At 52.4% G+C, this 18,316-nt stretch carries 17 protein-coding genes; 5 read left to right on the top strand and 12 right to left on the bottom strand.

Going from position 1 to position 18,316, the window contains the following annotated elements; all coding sequences use genetic code 11:
* Positions 1 to 173: 173 nt before the first annotated feature.
* The 3 genes from H6F43_RS07795 to H6F43_RS07785 all read right to left on the bottom strand — a co-directional run bounded on the left by H6F43_RS07795 (position 174) and on the right by H6F43_RS07785 (position 2,709).
* The gene (locus H6F43_RS07795; protein WP_190342234.1) at positions 174 to 1,322 is read right to left on the bottom strand and encodes a DUF3086 domain-containing protein; all 1,149 of its coding nucleotides are present in this window, start codon (positions 1,320 to 1,322) and stop codon (positions 174 to 176) included.
* Positions 1,323 to 1,441: 119 nt separating this feature from the next.
* Positions 1,442 to 1,828 (bottom strand): DUF3119 family protein, encoded by a 387-nt coding sequence (locus H6F43_RS07790; protein ID WP_190342233.1) that lies wholly within the window; start codon positions 1,826 to 1,828, stop codon positions 1,442 to 1,444.
* Positions 1,829 to 1,920: 92 nt separating this feature from the next.
* Positions 1,921 to 2,709 carry an MlaE family lipid ABC transporter permease subunit gene (locus H6F43_RS07785; RefSeq protein ID WP_347272383.1) on the bottom strand — a complete coding sequence of 263 codons (789 nt, stop codon included), beginning with the start codon at positions 2,707 to 2,709 and terminating at the stop codon, positions 1,921 to 1,923.
* 271 nt (positions 2,710 to 2,980) lie between these two features.
* On the opposite strand from H6F43_RS07785, the gene H6F43_RS07780 reads away from it, so the two are divergent.
* Together H6F43_RS07780 and H6F43_RS07775 are read left to right on the top strand one after the other, a co-directional pair.
* Entirely contained in the window at positions 2,981 to 3,274 is a 294-nt protein-coding gene (locus H6F43_RS07780; RefSeq protein WP_190342231.1) for a hypothetical protein, read from the top strand.
* A gap of 136 nt (positions 3,275 to 3,410) precedes the next feature.
* Positions 3,411 to 4,880 carry a pitrilysin family protein gene (locus H6F43_RS07775; RefSeq protein WP_347272384.1) on the top strand — a complete coding sequence of 490 codons (1,470 nt, stop codon included), beginning with the start codon at positions 3,411 to 3,413 and terminating at the stop codon, positions 4,878 to 4,880.
* Positions 4,881 to 5,190: 310 nt separating this feature from the next.
* Here the strand turns inward: H6F43_RS07775 and sigC are convergent, their stop codons facing one another.
* The 9 genes from sigC to H6F43_RS07730 form a co-directional block, all read right to left on the bottom strand.
* A complete protein-coding gene (gene sigC, locus H6F43_RS07770; RefSeq protein ID WP_190342229.1) occupies positions 5,191 to 6,435 on the bottom strand; it encodes an RNA polymerase sigma factor SigC in 1,245 nt (414 codons plus the stop codon).
* A gap of 443 nt (positions 6,436 to 6,878) precedes the next feature.
* Complete coding sequence (tpiA, locus tag H6F43_RS07765; RefSeq protein ID WP_190342228.1) at positions 6,879 to 7,604, bottom strand: triose-phosphate isomerase; 726 nt, start codon at positions 7,602 to 7,604, stop codon at positions 6,879 to 6,881.
* 82 nt (positions 7,605 to 7,686) lie between these two features.
* Positions 7,687 to 9,510: a M61 family metallopeptidase gene (locus tag H6F43_RS07760; RefSeq protein WP_190342227.1), complete on the bottom strand. Its 1,824-nt coding sequence runs from the start codon at positions 9,508 to 9,510 to the stop codon at positions 7,687 to 7,689.
* A gap of 43 nt (positions 9,511 to 9,553) precedes the next feature.
* A complete protein-coding gene (locus H6F43_RS07755) occupies positions 9,554 to 10,243 on the bottom strand; it encodes a Crp/Fnr family transcriptional regulator (protein WP_190342226.1) in 690 nt (229 codons plus the stop codon).
* A 335-nt stretch (positions 10,244 to 10,578) separates the two neighbouring features.
* Positions 10,579 to 11,433: an inositol monophosphatase family protein gene (locus tag H6F43_RS07750; RefSeq protein ID WP_190342225.1), complete on the bottom strand. Its 855-nt coding sequence runs from the start codon at positions 11,431 to 11,433 to the stop codon at positions 10,579 to 10,581.
* A 162-nt stretch (positions 11,434 to 11,595) separates the two neighbouring features.
* On the bottom strand, positions 11,596 to 11,949 hold the full coding sequence (locus H6F43_RS07745) for a DUF1257 domain-containing protein (RefSeq protein ID WP_190342224.1): 354 nt from the start codon (positions 11,947 to 11,949) through the stop codon (positions 11,596 to 11,598).
* A 134-nt stretch (positions 11,950 to 12,083) separates the two neighbouring features.
* Positions 12,084 to 13,592, bottom strand: a complete 1,509-nt coding sequence (locus H6F43_RS07740) for an AAA family ATPase (RefSeq protein ID WP_190342223.1) — start codon at positions 13,590 to 13,592, stop codon at positions 12,084 to 12,086.
* 116 nt (positions 13,593 to 13,708) lie between these two features.
* Positions 13,709 to 14,062 (bottom strand): hypothetical protein, encoded by a 354-nt coding sequence (locus H6F43_RS07735; RefSeq protein WP_190342222.1) that lies wholly within the window; start codon positions 14,060 to 14,062, stop codon positions 13,709 to 13,711.
* A 172-nt stretch (positions 14,063 to 14,234) separates the two neighbouring features.
* Entirely contained in the window at positions 14,235 to 14,708 is a 474-nt protein-coding gene (locus H6F43_RS07730) for a hypothetical protein (RefSeq protein WP_190342221.1), read from the bottom strand.
* A gap of 130 nt (positions 14,709 to 14,838) precedes the next feature.
* Between H6F43_RS07730 and hetZ the strand changes: the two genes are divergently transcribed.
* The 3 genes from hetZ to H6F43_RS07715 form a co-directional block, all read left to right on the top strand.
* The gene (gene hetZ, locus H6F43_RS07725) at positions 14,839 to 16,011 is read left to right on the top strand and encodes a heterocyst differentiation protein HetZ (protein WP_206754546.1); all 1,173 of its coding nucleotides are present in this window, start codon (positions 14,839 to 14,841) and stop codon (positions 16,009 to 16,011) included.
* A gap of 238 nt (positions 16,012 to 16,249) precedes the next feature.
* Complete coding sequence (locus tag H6F43_RS07720; RefSeq protein ID WP_190342220.1) at positions 16,250 to 17,014, top strand: PatU; 765 nt, start codon at positions 16,250 to 16,252, stop codon at positions 17,012 to 17,014.
* A gap of 94 nt (positions 17,015 to 17,108) precedes the next feature.
* A partial coding sequence (locus H6F43_RS07715) for a transglutaminaseTgpA domain-containing protein (RefSeq protein WP_190342219.1) occupies positions 17,109 to 18,316 on the top strand: 1,208 nt, incomplete at its 3' end.

The raw sequence follows: 18,316 nt of genomic DNA, 5'->3' as shown, positions 1-18,316 counted from the left end.
GGGGAGCACCCTGACTGAGGTCGAGCTGAGCCTCATCCACACCATAAGGTTTGCCATCTTCGATCGCCCAAATCACCTGACCGTATGGCTGAAAATTCTCAGACGTAATCGATCGGACCTTTAAGCTGACGTTCTGTGTTGAGACCATAGGTATTGACCAGCCAACCTGTCACTCAGTACGTGTAGGTCGGCGCTTGAGGATTGGGGGCAAATGCCAGCCACAGAGGAAATTGCAGCATCGAGAGGCTGATCACTTCCTCGGTTTCATCAATAATAATTAGCGGCATCAGATTGTCTTTGAGCAGCCGATCAGCTTTCTGTGCTAGCGGTTCTGGGTCTTCAAACAGCGCCACCCCACGATCAGGACCGAAATCGCTGCGGGTAATGCCAAGGCAATCCTGCAAGCCCCGCCGCCACTCGCCCAACCGTTCGGGCGATTGAGCCAAAATCAGCGTGCGGAGGCGATCGCTGTAGAGAGAGTGGGAGATCGAGATTGTTGCCGACGCGACCAGGATATTTTGCAGACGGCTACCCATCGTCCGAATCGCGCCGCGTCCACCTTGGGTAAAGAACCAGCTAGACACGCGCTCAGCGTGAATCGGCTCAAACGTGCGGCGAAGCTGCCACGGTGACCCGTAGTAGTCTGGGCGATTGCGGTACTGATCGATCAGGCTGCGAATCCGCTTAGTCTGCTCCTGAAAGCTCTGTTCAGCGAATCGTGGAGCAGTCGGCTGCTGTGGTGATACAGTCTCTACCGCTTTAGCCTGCGGCTCAGCCGCCTTAACGACCTTGGGCAAATCGAGCTGCTCCGCTGATAGGGCAAGATCCTGTAAGCTGCCCACCAAGTAGTCTTTGAAGCTCTGAATGCGGATGGCGATGTCTTGAGACGCGCCTGCAAACGTAGTCCGCATTTCGGAGCGAATTCGCTCCTGCCGCCGCTCTAGCTGCTCGACGCTAATTTGGAGTGCCTGTCGGCGCTGCTCTAGCTCGGTTAGTCCCGCCTGCACTAGTTGACCCATAGAGGACTGCGCCGCAGAGATTTCAGATTGGACCTGCGATCGAGTTGCTTCCAGCACTGCAATTTCCTGCTTCAGCGCGACTTCCTGACGCTGCAACTCCGCCACCCGCTGATCGAGAGGTAACGCTTCACTACTGTGCGAGAGATCCGCTGTAGCAGGATCGGGTTCAGCAGACGGCTCTATGGACGCTTCCCCTGGCTCCACAAGCGCATTTTGCTCTTGTTCGATTAGCGTTTGCAGCGACGCTTCTTGCATCCCCACGGATTCTTCGGTCTGGGCTGGGTGGAGTTCGTCTGAGTTCATAACAGGATTGAGCAGATGAGCAATTAAGTTTTCGCTATTCGTTTTTAGTCGTTAGTGTTTTCGTTCCTAGTCAGCAATAACTAAGCATTTCAACTAGCAACTTAGCTAACAACTACCAGTTAATTCTTAGCGGACGGAAAGCGGGCTTCTAGGCAGTCTCGCAGTGCCTTTGGATCAAACAGTATCGGTAGAAAGTGGATGCTTTTAGTCTCTCGAAAGTAAAACAGGATCGGAACTGGGGACCAAAAGATGCGCCACGTTTGCCAGTCAGCATAAGGAAAGCGGCGAATCAGTGTTTCACCCCGATGGATGTCTAGATCGGTTTCGGTAAAGCACAACCGCAGGCTTGCCGCCTGAAACAGCAAAAACAGCCCGAATAGAGAAACCGCTAGACCGACCCATTTTTGCACCAGCAGCAGCGGAATCGCCAGCAGCACCAGCGCGATCGGTAGGGCATAGCTGGGTGCCAGCTCGGTCGAGGTTGAAACCGATGAGGAAGTTGTCACGGACGGTCGTTCCACTGTTTACAGTTGTTCATCTCCTTATTATTCTATGCCTTCTCCTGAACGGCAGACAGAAGCAGGTGCAGTTCCCTTGTCTACCCTCCACCGAGCACGGCACTTCCCAACCCCTGAAACATCAGCCAGGAGAGGAAAAAATTGGAGATAAAAATCGCCAGTAGTGATGTGACCACAGCAGTCGTTGTAGATTGCCCCACACCTTTTGCGCCTCCGGTCGTGGTGAGTCCCCAGCTAGAGCCAATGATGGCAATCAGGGCACCAAAGCAGAACCCTTTGATCGGAGCGCTGCACAAGTCCCACACGCCCAAGAAGTTGCGAGCAGAATCAAGAAACACAGTTTGGGAAATGCCGTACAAGCTGTTGGCAATTAGCAGTCCACCTGTCATGCCTGTGATAAAGGACAGAACGGTCAAAATCGGCAGCATCAAGCAGCAGGCGATCAGGCGCGGAATCACAAGGTAGTCGATCGGGTCAGTCCGCAACACATAGAGCGCGTCGATCTGCTCGGTAACACGCATCGTGCCGATTTCTGCTGCAAACGCTGACCCCACCCGTCCCGCTAGCACAACCGCGGTAAGCACCGGAGCTAATTCTCGCGCCAGCGAGATTGCCAATACTCCGCCTACGGCGCTTCCAGCCCCCAGATTGATGAATTCTCGCGACACTTGAATCGTGAACACCATGCCGACAAATGCCGCTGTTACCAGCGCAATTGGCAGCGAGGCAGGACCAACAAGTGCCATTTGCTCCACAGTGTTCCGGCGGTGAATTTTTCCTCCTAGAAGATGGACCATGACCTGTCCACCTAAAAGAACTGCTGCCAGCAACCGTTGGCTCCACTGGCTCAAACTCGATGGTTGATTCACAGGCAAAACCGCAAAAGGGTACCGCTAGAAGAATAGGTGATTTTGAATAGATTTCGGATTCTGACTCGCAAATTCAGCAAATCCGTCAGCAGCAGTATCGTTATATGAGCAGGCTGCTGTTAAAGATTAGAAATATCCCTCCATTCGTTACACAAGTTTCTAGATTTATTTAAGATTTCTCTCATCCGATCGGATCTTGGGCGATCGCGCCTATTGTGGAAACAGTGATACTAGACAGATTTAGCCCCTACATTGACTCTGCTGACTGCCCATGCTTATCTCAGCGCCCTTTCTTCGCTCTCTGCTCCTAGCGTACACCCTCAGTTTTACAGCCCCGCTAGTATTGATTGGACTAGTGCTGGCAAGCTTCACGCTGGTTGGTCAACTTCCTCTCAGCGAGGCGATCGGGCAAGGCGGAGCGGCAGGACTCCTACAGTTTCTAGCGGTGTTTGGCAGCGGTAGTGCTGTTCAAGGGGCCTTGGTCATTGGCTTGGCGTCTGGAAGTGCTGGAGCACTGTTTGACACCTACGCCTTTTATCGACATCAAAGTTTCCGCAACGGCTAATCGAAACAATCCATCAGCACCTCAACGAAGACGGTATTCTGGGAAGCAGTGCGCTCAGAGTTCAGTAATGTCTCAGATTGGTGGTTTGCTTCGATCGATCGTTCTATTCCTTATCGTGCTGCTGCTAAGCGGCAGTATGGCTCCTGAAGCGCTAGCGCGAACGGAAGCGCCAACGCAGTCGATTCAGCCCTATCTGGATCGGGTCCTCCAGCAAGTGACGGAGTTTCGGCTGGACAACGGCATGAAGTTTCTGATTCTAGAGCGACATCAAGCTCCGGTAGTGTCCTTCCTGACCTACGCAGATGTCGGTGGTACGGACGAACCTGACGGTAAGACGGGGGTGGCGCATTTTCTGGAGCACCTTGCCTTTAAAGGCACAACTCGCATCGGTACAACAAACTACACGGCTGAGAAACCGCTTCTGGATCGGCTCGATCGTCTTGCAGACCAGATTCAAACCGCAATCGCTCGCAAACAAACGGCTGAGGCAGAAAAGCTTCAAGCAGAATTCACTCAGGTAGAGGCAGCCGCGGCTCGGCTGGTGCAGCAAAACGAGCTGGGTCGGATTGTACAGCAAGCAGGCGGGGTTGGACTCAACGCCAATACCTCAACGGATGCAACCCGCTACTTTTACAGCTTTCCTGCGAACAAACTAGAGTTGTGGATGTCGTTAGAGTCCGATCGGTTTTTGGACCCTGTATTTCGAGAGTTCTACAAAGAGAAGCAGGTGATTCTAGAGGAGCGCCGTTTGCGAACGGATAACTCGCCGATCGGTCAGATGGTCGAGGTATTTCTTGACGCAGCATTCCAGAAGCATCCCTATCGCCGTCCGGTAATTGGGTATGACCAAGATATTCGCGGCTTGACCCGAGAGGATGTGCAGGCGTTTTTTGAGACGCATTACGCGCCAAACAATTTGACGATCGCGATCGTGGGCGATGTGAACCCTACGGAAGCCAAGCGCCTCGCACAAGTGTACTTTGGACGCTACAAAGCCAAACCTGCGCCGCCCAAAGTCACTGACGTAGAGCCTCGCCAAACGGAAACTCGTGATGTGACGCTGCGGTTGCCCACTCAGCCGTGGTATCTAGAAGGCTACCATCGCCCAGCGCTCAATCATCCCGACCACGCTGTGTATGAGATGATTGGCAGTTTGCTCAGCGACGGACGGACTTCTCGCCTCTACAAATCCCTTGTGGAAAAGCAGCGGCTTGCCCTCAGCGCTCAAGGCTTTAGTGGCTTTCCGGGCGACAAGTTTCCTAATCTAATGCTGTTCTACGCGCTGACGGCTCCCGGACACACTGTAGAAGAGGTCGCAACGGCGCTGCGATCAGAAATCGATCGCCTAAAGACCGAACCCGTCTCTCCACAAGATCTCGATCGCGTCAAAACCCAAGCTCGCGCTGGACTACTGCGATCGCTCGACTCCAACATGGGCATGGCGCAACTGCTACTGGAGTACGAAGTCAAAACGGGAAGCTGGCGAAACTTGTTCAAAGAAGTTGATAACATTGCTGCTGTCACGGTTACCGACATCCAGCGCGTTGCCAACGCTACGTTCACCCCGCAAAACCGGACGATCGGACGCCTATTACCCACTCAATAGCTCACCCTTAAAAGCGGATATGGAGCCAAGCGCTAGGGCCTGGCATCAATTAGGCAAGCTAGGACATACACGGCTGAGTTGACTAAAACCACTCTGACTACCCGACGAAACGCTCTTAGAGGTAGCCTGGGGCATCAACGCTCTGCTGCTTAGACGGGGAGCGACCGTTGCATGGAGAGTTTTAAGGCAACAGGGTTACTCCACGAGGAGGCTGGGAAACACGGAGAGGCATAGGGATTTTAGCGTTACCAATAGAAAGAGCCAAGAGCAGTTAGCTCTTGGCTTTTCAGAAATTGTCAGAAATTGGCGTTTAGCCGAGAGATTCTAAGTAATCCCGCACTCGGTTGCGGCGCTTCGGCTGACGCAGCTTTTGTAGAGCTTTTGCTTCAATCTGACGCACTCGCTCCCGTGATAGATCCAGCGCTCGACCGATCTCAGCCAGCGAGTAAGGCTGTCCATCGCCCAGACCGAAACGCATCTGAATCACATCGCGTTCGCGGCTGGTCAAGTCTGCCAGAAGTTGCAGCAGATCTCGCCGGAGTGCCTCACGCATTAGCGTATCTTCGGGAGACACATCCTCATCCATCAGGAGGTCACCTAACTCGGTATCTTTTTCCTTACCAACTTTAGTCTCCAGGGATACCGCTCGCGGCACTCGCAGCAGCACTTCCCGTACTTGGGGTGCTGTCATTTCGAGTTCCAGTGCCACATCTTCGATCGTCGCTGTCCGCCCTTTCTCCTGCGAAATTTTGCGCTGCGCCTTCTTGATTTTGTTTAGCTTCTCAGTGATGTGGACGGGCAGCCGGATCGTGCGGCTCTGTGTCGCGATCGCTCGCGTAATGCCCTGACGAATCCACCAGTAGGCATAAGTGCTGAACCGATATCCCTTGGTGGGGTCGAACTTCTCAACTGCTCGCTCCAGACCCAAGGTGCCTTCCTGAATCAGATCCAGCAGTTCCAGCCCACGATTCTGATACTTTTTCGCAACGGACACTACCAAGCGCAAATTCGCCTTGATCATGTGCTCTTTTGCATGGATGCCGTCGGTTTGAGTCCGCTCTAATTCATCGATCGACAGCCCGGCCAGTTCTGCCCAGTGGCGCTTACCCTCCGCCAAAGTCGGCTTAAGGTCTGCAACCATGATGCCAGCCTCTGCTGCCCAACGCTCCAAGGAGGGACGATGTCCCAAGTGCGAGACCAGGCGATCATGCGCCTCTACAAGCTGCACGTAGAGTTGGAGTGGACCTGCTTCCTTAAGAGCAGCCTCTGAACGCATCTCCAACAAGCGCATGTAGCGCTGCACCCGTTGAGCTTCTGAAACTTCTTCGTCGCGCCCCAGCAGGCGAACCCGTCCAATTTCTTGAAGATACAGACGGACAAGATCGGTTGACCGACGACCTGCGCCCTGCTGAAAGCTGGCGGGATCGGGATACTCCATCTCCAGGCTAATTAAGTCAGCAACTACTTTTTCAGTCGCGTCGGGGCTGTCCGGCTGAAAATTCTGAGCATCTAACTCGTCATAGTCTGCATCAGCGTAGAAAGATTGTGCTGGCATAGTGCTTGTCTCAGTGGCTCCAGGTAGGAATGGGCTTCAGTCTGCTGCATGCGGCTAGTGTTCCCATGAGATTAGACAAGAGAACACCCGCTGAAAGTTCCACCGTCTTCAAAGTCGGTCCAATGGATGAATCGCTAGCCCACTGCTGCGATCGACATTCAGAAAACGGTAGTCAACTGTCAAAAGTTGAGTTTCGGTTGGCAGCTAGTATACGGATCAGCCTTCATTAAGCGGGGTGACCCAGATCAGGTGATGAGTTAACCTACATCACTCTTAGGTCACTTTCCTGATGATGGTTCACTCCATCCGCCATCTTCATCAAGGCTTTGAACGTCTGCGCCGCTGCGTAACCTGTGTATGAAGTTCAACTTCGCAATGCGCTGAAACGCTTCAGATCTGCATTAGGGGTTGTATTGCCCGCCAAGAGCAGCGCCCGTTCAGCTTTACTGAAAGTTCACAATTCGAGCAAAGCTGCCTGGCTGTAAGCTTGCTCCACCAACTAATGCGCCATCAATTTCGGGCTGCGCCATAATTTCGTCTACATTTTCTGGCTTCACTGAGCCACCATACTGAATGGAGACATTCGGGTTTGTTAGCTGTTCTCGAATTAACCCAATCACTCGATTTGCCTCGGTCGCTTCACAGGTGTCACCCGTGCCGATCGCCCAAATTGGCTCGTAAGCAATCACAAGATTGGTTTGGTCCACACCGACTAAACCCTTCTTCAACTGACTAAAGATTAGGGATTCTGTTTCATTTGCGTCGCGCTGCTGCTTGGTTTCACCCACGCAAAGAATCGGTGTCAAGCTTGCCTGTTGGGCAGTTTTTAGCCGTAGATTCACCGTTTCATCGGTTTCGCCGAAATACTGCCGCCGCTCACTGTGCCCAACAATGACGTAGCGCACGCCAATTTCCGTTAGCATGGGAGCTGCAATTTCGCCTGTGTATGCTCCAGCCGTTTCCCAGTGCACATTCTGAGCACCTAAGCGAATTCGACTACCGTGTAAGTTTTGGGACAAACTTACCAGCGTCGTGAACGGAACGCACAGCACGATTTCTCGATCGTCTGGCGTCACATCCAGTTGTGTCATAAACCCTTGCAAAAACTCAAGCGCTTCTGCTTGAGTTTTATACATTTTCCAGTTGCCAGCAATAATAACGTTTCGCACAGGAGACCCAGTAGGCTTCAATACTCGTTGTGTTGCATCCTACAGTCTACGGCTTCTGGGGAACGATCTGACAAAAATTCGCTTACATAATTTCTGCCAGAGGCACTCCCAACCATCCCTGAAAAAGCTGCGCTTGCTGCGGAGAGGGTTGCTGAATCGGCAGAACCTGGTAGCGGCTGGGTCGAGGTGCTGCTAGAGTAACGCAGCAGATCTGCAGTTGATCTTGGTGAAAAATAGCAACTTCAAGGCGATCGCCGGGTTGATAGTCGCGCAGTCGATCGCTGAGTTGGTCTGAGCTGACGCGCAGACCGTCGATCGCGAGCAGTTCGTCGCCTGCATCAATCCCCGCTTTTTGTGCAGGCGATCCAGCTTCCACAAACTTGATGATTTCTCGCCCGTGCTCGGTTTGCGCTCTCCAGCCCACATAGGGAACACCATCGTCGTCCGCCTGCACGCGTAGGCCAAACGGAGCCAGATAGTCGTCGAATGGCAGTTCCTCTGTGCTGTGTAGGAATCGCTCAAAGAAATTGCTCAGGTCCATCTCGGCAACGGACTCGATCGCCTGCTGAAGCTGTTCTGGCGTAAAGCCGACTTCAGGTTTACCAAACTGATGCCACATCTGCCGCATTACGTCATCAAGAGATCGACGATTTTGGTGCCGCGAACGGATCAGCAAGTCCAGCAGCAGCGATACCATCTCGCCCTTGAGGTAGTAGGAGATTTGAGAGTTGGGACTGTTCGCATCTGGGCGATAAAGCTTGATCCAGGCATCAAAGCTCGACTCGCTTAGAGGCTGCGTTTTACGTCCTGGAGTGGTAAGAAATCGCGAAATTTCCTTGCTCAGCGCGTTCAGATACGTCCCAATGTCGTAAACGCCAGCTCGATAGGGAATCACCAAATCGTAAAAGCTTGTTGTACCCTCGCTAAACCAGAGCGACGGCGTGTAATTTTCCTGCTCGTAGTCAAACACTTCCAGCGCTTTCGGGCGAATGCGCTTGACGTTCCACAGATGAAAGAATTCATGAGCAACGAGCTGAATGAAGCGATCGTACTTGTCCTTACTGTGGAATCCAAAGCGCGAGTAAATCAATGAGCAGCAGAATTTGTGCTCTAATCCGCCGAAGCCCTGACTTGTTAGATACAGGAGAAACAAATAGCGATCGTAGGGCAATCCCTGAAACAGAGATGCCTCCACTTCAATGACTCGCTGCATATCCGCAATCACGCGCTCCGGCAGCAGATTGCCCTGCCCCCACACCGCAAACTGATGCCGCTTTCCTGCTGCTTCAAACTCGTAGACGCGATGCAGCCCAATCTCAAATGGGCTATCCACAAGAGTATCAAAATCGGATGCCTCAAAGGTATTCGCTTCTTCGGCGGAGGGTAGTGGGGTAGTGACTCGCCAATCTGATCGCGGCGGCACCACGGTCACACGAACTGGGCAGGCTTCATAACCGGGAATATAGAAAAACAGCGCAGCACCATTGAAGTAGCCGTGGGAGCGATCGAGATGATTCGTTCTAACCGTTAGCTCATTGGCAAATACTTGATACTGCACCGTGATGTCAGGTTGCCCCTGCGGATCTATTTGCCAGTGATTTTTATGCTGCTTACTGCATGGCAGTGGTGTACCATCCGCAAACGCTGCAACCATTTGAACGTGTCTGGCGTATTCTCGGACCAAATACGAACCGGGCGTCCAAACAGGCATCCTGAGATCTAAACGCTGTTCAGGATTCCACCCCTTTACCTGCAACGTCACCTCAAATAGATGAGATTCTGGCTCTGAAAGGGAAACGTGGTAGTGAATTGATAAGCGGTGACTGGAAGTTCCGTATGCGCCAATCTGTGCGGCTTGGGCAAAACTTGCTTGGGACGGCTGCTCCCGATCTTCTTCCTGACTCATTCGGTGGGTTCTCCTACACGATCCTGAGCCGCTCGATCGTGGCTCAAGTTTTGCTGGCTAGATGCATCAACTGCTTCAGATTGATCAGGTGAATCGTTTGGCTTGTCGCGTCCATTTTGATCCAACCCTTACTATTTAGCTTATCCATGATCTTGGTAGTTTCTTCTACCCCAATGTCGGTGACATCAGCCAAATCTTTGTAGGGAATATTGAAAATCTCAGTTCCATGCAGGGAGTCTTGCCCGTAATTCTCACCTAAGCTCACCAGCGTATTCGCTAGCTTAACTGCAGGCGGCTGGTGGCGCAGCTGAAAGCGTAAATTGGTTTGCCGCAGTCGCCGCACCATCAGTTGCAGCATCCGGTGATGCAGTTGCGGGTCTTTGAACAGAGTTTGAATAAATCGCTGGGCTGAGATGCTGATCAGCTTGACTCCGGAGAGGGCAATGACATCGGTCGATCGCGGCGACTCATCCAAAATTGCCATTTCTCCAAAGAAATCGCCTCGACCGAGAATTGCTAGCGTCACAACCTCCTCACCGTGCCCAGACAGGCGGCGCACTTTTACCCACCCCGACACAACAAAGTAAACCGCATTTCCCCAAGCATCCTCCATCAACACCGCGCGATTTGCTGGGTACTCGTGCTCAACTGCAACAGATAGCAACCACTCTAATGTTTCTGGATTAGCAGCGGTCAACAGGGGAAAAAGCTCACTAAAGGCTTCAGTCTGCATGAATCTTCAAATGCGTAGTCAATAATTGTTGATCGAGCAGGCAGCGCATCACTAAGCGACTTTCCTCTTAGGATGGCAGAGATTGTCAGCTTTCGTGACAGCAAAATGACAACGTGTATAACGTAGAAGCATCTGCTTCAGCGCATGGACAGCGAACCGTCACCTCTAGAGTTCACTGAAGAAGCTGGAACCTAACACACCTCATGGTTTGTCGCTAGAGAGGCACGATCGCAGCTAGCGGATATGTGAAAAATAGTAGCAAGCTTTGAATCGCGCTGAGAATAATCTTTGTGACCCAGGTAAATCTCTACAGGCTTTAATGCAGCGCTGTTTTACTAGCTCTCTAGCACATCCTTGACCGCTTGCTGAATGTTTGGCAGCAGTGCCTCAACATACTCAGGCCAGCCAACCAAGATTGCCTGTTTATGGGCCAGCGTGTCTAGATCCATGGAATTAGCTGAGAAGCGAATTGCCTGACCTTCTAAATCGCAGCAAACTAAGCCAGCGGCATTAGCTAGGGCGAGCGGACCTGCTGTATCCCAGATTTTGACTCGCCCATTGAGATACACGTACAAGCCAGCGTGCCCCTGAATTACTTCCATCACTTTCAGCCCAAAACTGCCGAGCGACGAGAACTGTGCAGATGGAATGGCCAGCTCGATCGCCGACCCGTACCGCTTTTGGTCTCGATAGCCAATCAAAATTGGGCAAAACTGGCTCGTAGGTGGCGGCGGTTCTGCAATCAGTAAGGGGGACGAATCCGGGACCGCCTGAAACACTCCCCAATTGGGTCCTCCGTAGTAAAGCTGGTCTTGGGCAGGTGCATAAATCCAGCCCGCGATCGGCTGATAGTCCTCTAGTAGCCCAACCATCACAGCGTAATCGCGTTTTCCGCGGATAAAATCCTCTGTTCCATCTAGTGGGTCGATGCACCAGAGGCGGGAATGTTGGCTGGTGAATTGTTTTCGCGATAGGGCGTTCTCTTCGGTGATTACCCCGTCTTCAGGAAATAAGGTGGTAAACGCTTCGGTAAGACGCCGATCGAGCGCAGCGTCAATGCTGGTAACGTAATCGCTGGGTCCTTTTTGAAACACATCAAATGTCTCTCGTGCCATTCGCTCAGCTTGCTGACCACAGCTACGCAGAAGCTCTAGGATGCGCTGGGCACGATCGTCGGAAATTGGGGTCATGGTGAGATCAGGAGTAAAAGATCGCTTTTAGAATATCGCTTGCTCCCGATGGTTGTCGTTTCAGCAGACAATTTTGCGATCGTGTCTCTGTAAAAAACCAAGCAGCAAAAAACGGGTTAACCAAAATAGGTTAACCCGCTAGTTTGGGAACGCGTAGAGAAACTACTTTTGAACAACCAGCTTAACGTTAGCGTTTTGCAGACCAGGACGCTTGACTTCAGCCAGGGTCTTGTTCACAGCGTACTTTTGGTTGATCGAGTTGATCAGTTCGGTTTGGTTGTGCTTTTTAGCAACGCCCCACAGGTCAGCGATCAGGTCGAAGGAACCATCCGCATTGCGGGACCAGCCCAGATCGTACTCGCCTTCCAGAACAGCAACGATGTCCGAGCGGACGCGCTGGCCGTTGTAGCCGCGAACATCAGCTTCCGTCTTCACGGAAATGCCCAGATCGCGCAGAGAGGACTTGAGGATTTCAGCGTCGGTGATCTTGGTGCGCAGAGTGCTAAAGTGAGACATTTGGGTTTCCTCCCGTAGAGAGTTTGAGAACAACGTGTGTTTATTCAAGCCGCTAATAGTGTTAGTCTATTAGCCTCTGTGTGGACTGCTAGCGCCAGCTAGCCTTTCCTCCTGTTGGGAGCAGGAGAAAGCTTTTAGAACTCGAGTCGCTGGTATTCAGCGATCGAGGATGCCGCAGGTCGCGCTCGCTGCCGCGCCCAATCCCGTAGGGCAGTAACCTGCTCGGTCATTGTTTTAGAAAGCGGCAGAGTTGACTTAATCGCCGCAATAATATCGAGTTGAGTAAACTCTCGCTCTTGAGCAAAGGCTTCGTACATCGCTGCCACCAGCGCTTGCTCAATTTCTGCTCCAGAGTAGCCATCGCAGACGTTCGCCAACTGGTCTAGATCAAACCGGGCAATGTCGCGCCGCCGCTTGGATAAGTGAATCTTAAAGATCTCCTGACGCTCTTCGGCAGTCGGCAGATCGACAAAGAAGATTTCGTCGAAGCGCCCTTTGCGGAGAAATTCACTTGGTAACCGCTCAACTCGGTTTGCCGTCGCCATCACGAATACTGGAGAAGATTTTTCCTGCATCCAAGTCAGGAATGAGCCAAAGATGCGGCTAGAGGTACCACCATCTGAGTCTGCTGATCCTGCGCTGCCTGCAAACGCTTTGTCAATTTCGTCAATGAAGAGAATCGTGGGGGAGATGGACTCTGCCGTCTTTAAAGCGCCTCGGAGATTGGCTTCCGATCGACCCACCATTGAGCCGTCGTAAACCCGTCCCATGTCCAATCGCAGCAGCGGCAGTCCCCACAGACGAGAAGTAGTTTTGGCAATCAAGGACTTTCCGCAACCCGGAACGCCCAGAATCAGCATCCCTTTAGGCTGGGGTAAGCCGTATTCTCGCGCCCGTTCAGTAAAGGCGTTAGAGCGCTGCTTCAGCCACCGCTTCAGCTCTTCCAAGCCACCTACCGATTCGATTGTCTCGTCTTCCTCAATGTATTCCAGAATACCATTGCGCCGGATGAGCTGCTTCTTTTCAGAAAGGACAACACCCACTTCTTCCTCAGTTAGGCGCCCTGCCGTCACTTGAGCTTTGCGGTACACTTTTTCCGCTTCGTCTCGCGTCAGACCGAGTGCTGCCTTCAGCAGTTTCTCTCTGGCTTCCGTGGTGATGCGACGAGTGCGATTTTGGTCAAGCTGCTGAGTCAGTACCTGATTCAGCTCCGTCATGTCGGGCATGGCGAAGTCTAATACTGCCACCTCTTTCTCTAGCTCAATCGGGACCTGCTGCACCGGAGACATTAGGATAATTGTCTTCTGGGTGCCTTTAAAGCTGGCAATCGCGTCTCGCAGCCACCGAGTAACAGCTGGCGAATCCACAAAGGGATGCAAATCTTTGAACACGAAGAGACCGGGTTCACGCTGCCGCACTACCCATTCAATTGCGGCTTCTGGGGACACTGTATTGTGCTGAGTCACATTACGTGGCTGACCAAACTCCACAATGCCATGAGTGACTGTCCAGAGAAAGACTCGACGTGATGGTCTCCCTTGGGCGATCGCCGCAATGGCTTGCTCAGCCCGCTCTTCCTCGGAGGTCACGAGGTAAATCAGGGGATATTGGGCTTGGATCAGGATACTTAGTTCTTCTTGCATAACATCGACCCACTAGTAATAGCGTGGACGCCTAAACTCCAAGTGTTTCCCAACAGTTCACTGAGCAACTTCAGCCGACACTAACCGGGATGTCTATTGACAGAGGATCTTGGAACCTAGCAGGGAACCAACTCTCCCTCGCCTTGAGAGTCTGCATTGGCAGAACCTGCTCGCTTCGCCTTCTCAACCGAGAGACCATCTTCTAGCAAGCCGCCCGGTTGACCCCGCAGAGAAACGATTTCTCCATCCCGCATTGCTACTGGAGCTGTGCAGTCTGGGCAGGTGTAAACTCGGTGAGTCTGACCATGAGAGATTTCACACTGCTCAACAACTTCTGGGTGACTCAGGTAGAACACGATCGCTCGTTGAGCAATATCGGTCATTGTTTCAGCATCGATCGCAGCCCGAATCTTGAGTTGGCGGTGTAGGTCGGGTGGAAGGTATAGCGTAACTTTCTGCTTGTCTTGCATAGAACTCTCAGTTTTGGTACCCGGGTATGCATGTCAGAATATTCAGTTTGCAGAGAGCTGTCAAGATGCTAAACCGTCTTGACGGCAATATCGTTACATTCCTTTACACTACTGCCCAAGTGGAAATTTTGTAAAAGAGCACCGAAATCGCTCGGAGCTTGGTTCCTAAAGATTACGCAATGTCTGGAGGAACTGAACTGGGAGCCGACTGCTGCTGAAAATAGGTTTGAACTAGATGGTTCATATCCTGGCGCTGAATTTCAGTTCCAACCTCTGTACTGCCAGGAGCCTCGAAGAAAATAACGCTGTCGATCGTCTCCATTGCTAAAAGCTGGAACAGAATATGAGTAACTGGAATCGGAAGGGCAATCAGCTGTGGGTCTTGCATTGGATAAGGACTCGCCGCTACATCCTTCAACGATGGAAAGGCATAAATTACCGTCTTGGAGAGATCCGGTTGGGTGCGATTCTCTAAAGTGGTCATCACCCACTCCTGATCCAGCGTTTGAGCGATATAGTATTGTGAGTGGCGCAGTTGTCCTGCAAGTTGCTTCAGAACAGGAGCAATCGTTTCTACCAAGGCAGGTGTTGTGCCATCTTGCGGTGCATTCCCAATCAGGTCGCGAATTTGATCATCTAGATTCATGGTTTTGTCCATTCAGTAATTGAGGTGTTTACCCTCTATTCTGATTGTGACCCTAGACGCGACACTCGATTGTTGCCAAAATTGAGTTGGTTAACGCAGGTTTTGCAATCGTTAAGCGTTGGATGAGACATTGAATACTCTAGAGGACATCTGCCAGAGCGTGGAAGCGGTCTTTCAACTGCTACTGGATGAGCTGACACTGTCAACAAGCGCCTCCACGCAGAACTGCCAGGATGTGGCAGAGCGCTTATCAAAAGAAATTAATCGCATCTGCGTGGAGAGCAGGCGAATTCAAGCTTCTGGTGAGGTGGAGTCTTGGGCAATAACCCTGGCAAAACATCGCCTCCAGCAGTGTTTGCACTATTACAAACTCGGCTCCAAACGTGGGCGGGTAGAACTGCATAGCACCCTTAGCGCGGTGGTGTATCGCTACATTACGCCACCTCAAACTCAATCAAGCTACCAAGCCCGTCTGACGCTGATTGAGGATTTCTTGCAAGGCTTTTACATGGAGGCACTGAATGCGTTTCGGCGCGAATTCCAGTTGCCTCCAAGCTATCAGCCGCGCACGCTCCTAGAACTGTCAGAATACATGGCGTTTACGGAGCGCTATGGAAAACGTCGTATTCCGCTTCCCGGACACCGCAATCAGCAGTTAATCATTCTGCGTGCTCAAACGTTTTCGCAGCAGCAGCCGAGCGAAACGCTTGTGGATATCGAACGCGCCGCCGAAGGCATGGCAGGTGAATCGGACAACCCGTGGAACGCGGCATCGCTGCAACAGGTGCGCGAACAAATGGTTGCTCAGGAGCCGGAGGCAGGAGAAGACACCCTGCGGCACACCGTGATCAACGAACTGATTGCCTACCTGGAGGAGCGTAAACAGCAAGACTGTGTGGATTACTTTACGCTCCGGCTCAAAGATTTGCCTGCCAGCGAGATTGAGGCAATCCTGGGCTTGACTCCCCGTCAGCGCGACTATCTTCAGCAGCGGTTTAAGTACCATCTGATTCGATTCGCCCTGTCTCACCGCTGGGAGCTAGTGCATCAGTGGTTAGAAGCTGATTTAGAGCGCAATTTAGGGCTCACGCTGCAGCAGTGGCAGGCATTTCTGGGACAGCTTTCTCCAGCACAAGCTAGACTGCTGCAGCTTAAACAGCAAGGCTTGGCAGATGCGGCAATTTCTCAAGCTTTAGGAAACACTGTGACTCAAGTGCAGAAACAGTGGTTTAAGCTGCTAGAGCAGGCATGGGAAATTCGTAACAGTTCAATATCCGGAGAGAATGGGTCTACCGATGAATAGGAGTCTATAAACCATTATGGATCGTGACTCAGAGGAGCTACAGCGAAGTCTGCTTGGGCTACTGCAATCCCTTCGTTCTGATGCCATATCAGAAAGCGAGAAGCAGGAGAGTCTACCTTTAGATGTAGCAAATCCCTCTTCTTCGCTGGATGCGCCTAGTGCGGCTTCCAGTCATCTTAACTTTGAGACTCTATCCGATGATCGGAGTTCCTTACGTCATTTTGGAGACTTACCTGTTGTGCAAGACCGGTTCCACGCCCTGTTGAAGCGTCGCTTAGAACACGAAATTCAACAAAACCCGCCTCTATTTCCTTGGGAGTCGGAGATTCACGACTACGAAGCCGATCGCGCTCCCGTCCTGCTATGGCTGAATCAGCTAAAGACGCTGAATCTGCCTGTTGCAGTTCCTGAATCAGTTTTGACTCACCTGCTGCAACGTTGTCAAGAAACGTTGCACTCCTCGTTATTAGAGGGAGCCAAGCTGATTCGAGCCGTCGAGGAGCTATTCCCAAACCAACCTCAAGCATTAAATCATCTTGCTGGACTGGTAATGGCGTCTCCCGCTAGGTCAGGAGCGATCGCTCCGTCTACGCCGGAGGTCAACTATCCTGCCAACTATGATGCTGCTGCACCCATGCAGCAGATGGTGCTGTCGCTGCTGGCAGCGCGAGAGATTTTGGGTACGCTGACGCTGACCGTTTCTTCAGTACAGCCGATCGTGGAGCGACAGTGGCTAACCGAGTTAGGACTGCTGACGTTGCAGGCAGAGTACGAGTTTGGACAGCTTGGCTCTCGCTTACGGCTGAAAGGACGGCTCCCGATCGGTGGCAGTTTGCTGCTGCACGGTCAAGGGCTGGAGGCGATCGCGCATCGTTCGGATGCCGGAGTGCTTAGCGTTGAACTGTTTGACATTCAGCCGAACCAGCCGTATGTACTAGAGGTTCAGCTCACCGAGCACGAATCGACGCCGCTGATTTTCTCAGTGTACGCAGCGGAAGCGTAGCGTAACGCAACATCGTTGCAGTCAGCGGGGTGGGGAAATTGTGGGTAGGATGGCGTTAGATAACTGCCTAATTCCCCGACGCTGACTGCTGCGCATGTTAAACCTTGGACTCGATCGAGTACGCGCCCTGCCCATCGTTAATCGATTCCGGCAGCGCATTCATGACCTGCCTTCACCTGAAACAGAGGACTCCGTGCTGCTGCGAATTTTGGCGCAGGCGATGGTCCTGGTGGGGATTGTTGCGACGGATGTAGCAGCATCGACGCAGATGAGCGTGTGGGCAATTCCGCTTAGTATCGCGGGCGCAACTTGGAGTTGGTATCGTCGGCGCAAGCGCAATATTTCGGTTAAGTTTGGCATTGCGATCGGGATGCTGCTGGCGCTGGCAGCGTTCTTTGTCGGACTACGGGCGGAGTTAAACGATACCCGCTTGGTGCTGGCGGAACTCCTCGTCCAGCTTCAGGTGTTGCACAGCTTCGATCTACCCCGCCGCAAGGATCTGGGCTACTCAATGGTGATCGGGCTGATTCTGATTGGCGTTGCCAGCACCGTTAGTCAGACGATGACCTTTGGACTGCTGCTGCTGCTGTTTCTAACGATCGCTCTGCCTGTGCTCGTGCTGGATTACCGCTCCCGTCTGGGGTTGAGCAGCCTGCGTCGATCGCCACTTCGGCAAGCTGGACTGTCTCCTAAGCGCTTGAGCAGGTTTCTGCTGGTGATTCTGGGGCTAGGTTTGACGATCTTTGCCTTTCTGCCACGCCTGCCAGGCTACCAACTGCGGACGTTTCCGGTCAGTGCTCAAATCAATCTGCAACAAGCGTTTGATAGCAGCCGCATCGTCAATCCAGGCTATGTGCGGACGGGCAATATAGGGAACGGAAGCGGAAACGGAAGCACTACAACGACCACAGGCGCAGGCACAGGTCCAGGTAAGCTTGACGAGGAGTTCTACTACGGATTTAACAACCGGATTAATCAAAACCTGCGGGGAGCCTTGAAGCCCAAAATTGTGTTGCGCGTGCGATCGCAGGCAGAGGGATTCTGGCGTGTGCTGGCGTTTGATCGCTACCTGGGGCAGGGGTGGGAGATTTCTCGCAACGACCAAGCACAAACGATCCAGCGTCCTGGATGGTCTTACCAATTCTTTCTGCCAAGACCTGTGACACTGAATCGAACGAAAGAAATTGTTCAAACCTTCACGGTTGTCAGCGAACTGCCGAACCTGATTCCCGCCTTAATGCAGCCGAAGGAGCTATATTTCCCGACTCAGGAAATTGGGCTTGATCCCGATGGCAACTTGCG

It is taken from the genome of Leptolyngbya sp. FACHB-36 (assembly GCF_014695955.1).
Classification (GTDB): domain Bacteria; phylum Cyanobacteriota; class Cyanobacteriia; order Leptolyngbyales; family Leptolyngbyaceae; genus FACHB-36.
Note: the sequence above shows the minus strand (reverse complement) of the source record. Positions and strands in the feature narration are given on the sequence as shown.

Excerpts from the sequence above, each read along its gene's own strand:
- H6F43_RS07795 (WP_190342234.1), bottom strand. The coding sequence starts at position 1,322 with ATGAACTCAGACGAACTCCACCCAGCCCAGACCGAAGAATCCGTGGGG.
- H6F43_RS07780 (WP_190342231.1), top strand. The coding sequence starts at position 2,981 with ATGCTTATCTCAGCGCCCTTTCTTCGCTCTCTGCTCCTAGCGTACACC.
- H6F43_RS07775 (WP_347272384.1), top strand. The coding sequence starts at position 3,411 with ATGGCTCCTGAAGCGCTAGCGCGAACGGAAGCGCCAACGCAGTCGATT.
- sigC (WP_190342229.1), bottom strand. The coding sequence starts at position 6,435 with ATGCCAGCACAATCTTTCTACGCTGATGCAGACTATGACGAGTTAGAT.
- H6F43_RS07760 (WP_190342227.1), bottom strand. The coding sequence starts at position 9,510 with ATGAGTCAGGAAGAAGATCGGGAGCAGCCGTCCCAAGCAAGTTTTGCC.
- H6F43_RS07755 (WP_190342226.1), bottom strand. The coding sequence starts at position 10,243 with ATGCAGACTGAAGCCTTTAGTGAGCTTTTTCCCCTGTTGACCGCTGCT.
- H6F43_RS07750 (WP_190342225.1), bottom strand. The coding sequence starts at position 11,433 with ATGACCCCAATTTCCGACGATCGTGCCCAGCGCATCCTAGAGCTTCTG.
- H6F43_RS07745 (WP_190342224.1), bottom strand. The coding sequence starts at position 11,949 with ATGTCTCACTTTAGCACTCTGCGCACCAAGATCACCGACGCTGAAATC.
- H6F43_RS07740 (WP_190342223.1), bottom strand. The coding sequence starts at position 13,592 with ATGCAAGAAGAACTAAGTATCCTGATCCAAGCCCAATATCCCCTGATT.
- H6F43_RS07735 (WP_190342222.1), bottom strand. The coding sequence starts at position 14,062 with ATGCAAGACAAGCAGAAAGTTACGCTATACCTTCCACCCGACCTACAC.
- H6F43_RS07730 (WP_190342221.1), bottom strand. The coding sequence starts at position 14,708 with ATGAATCTAGATGATCAAATTCGCGACCTGATTGGGAATGCACCGCAA.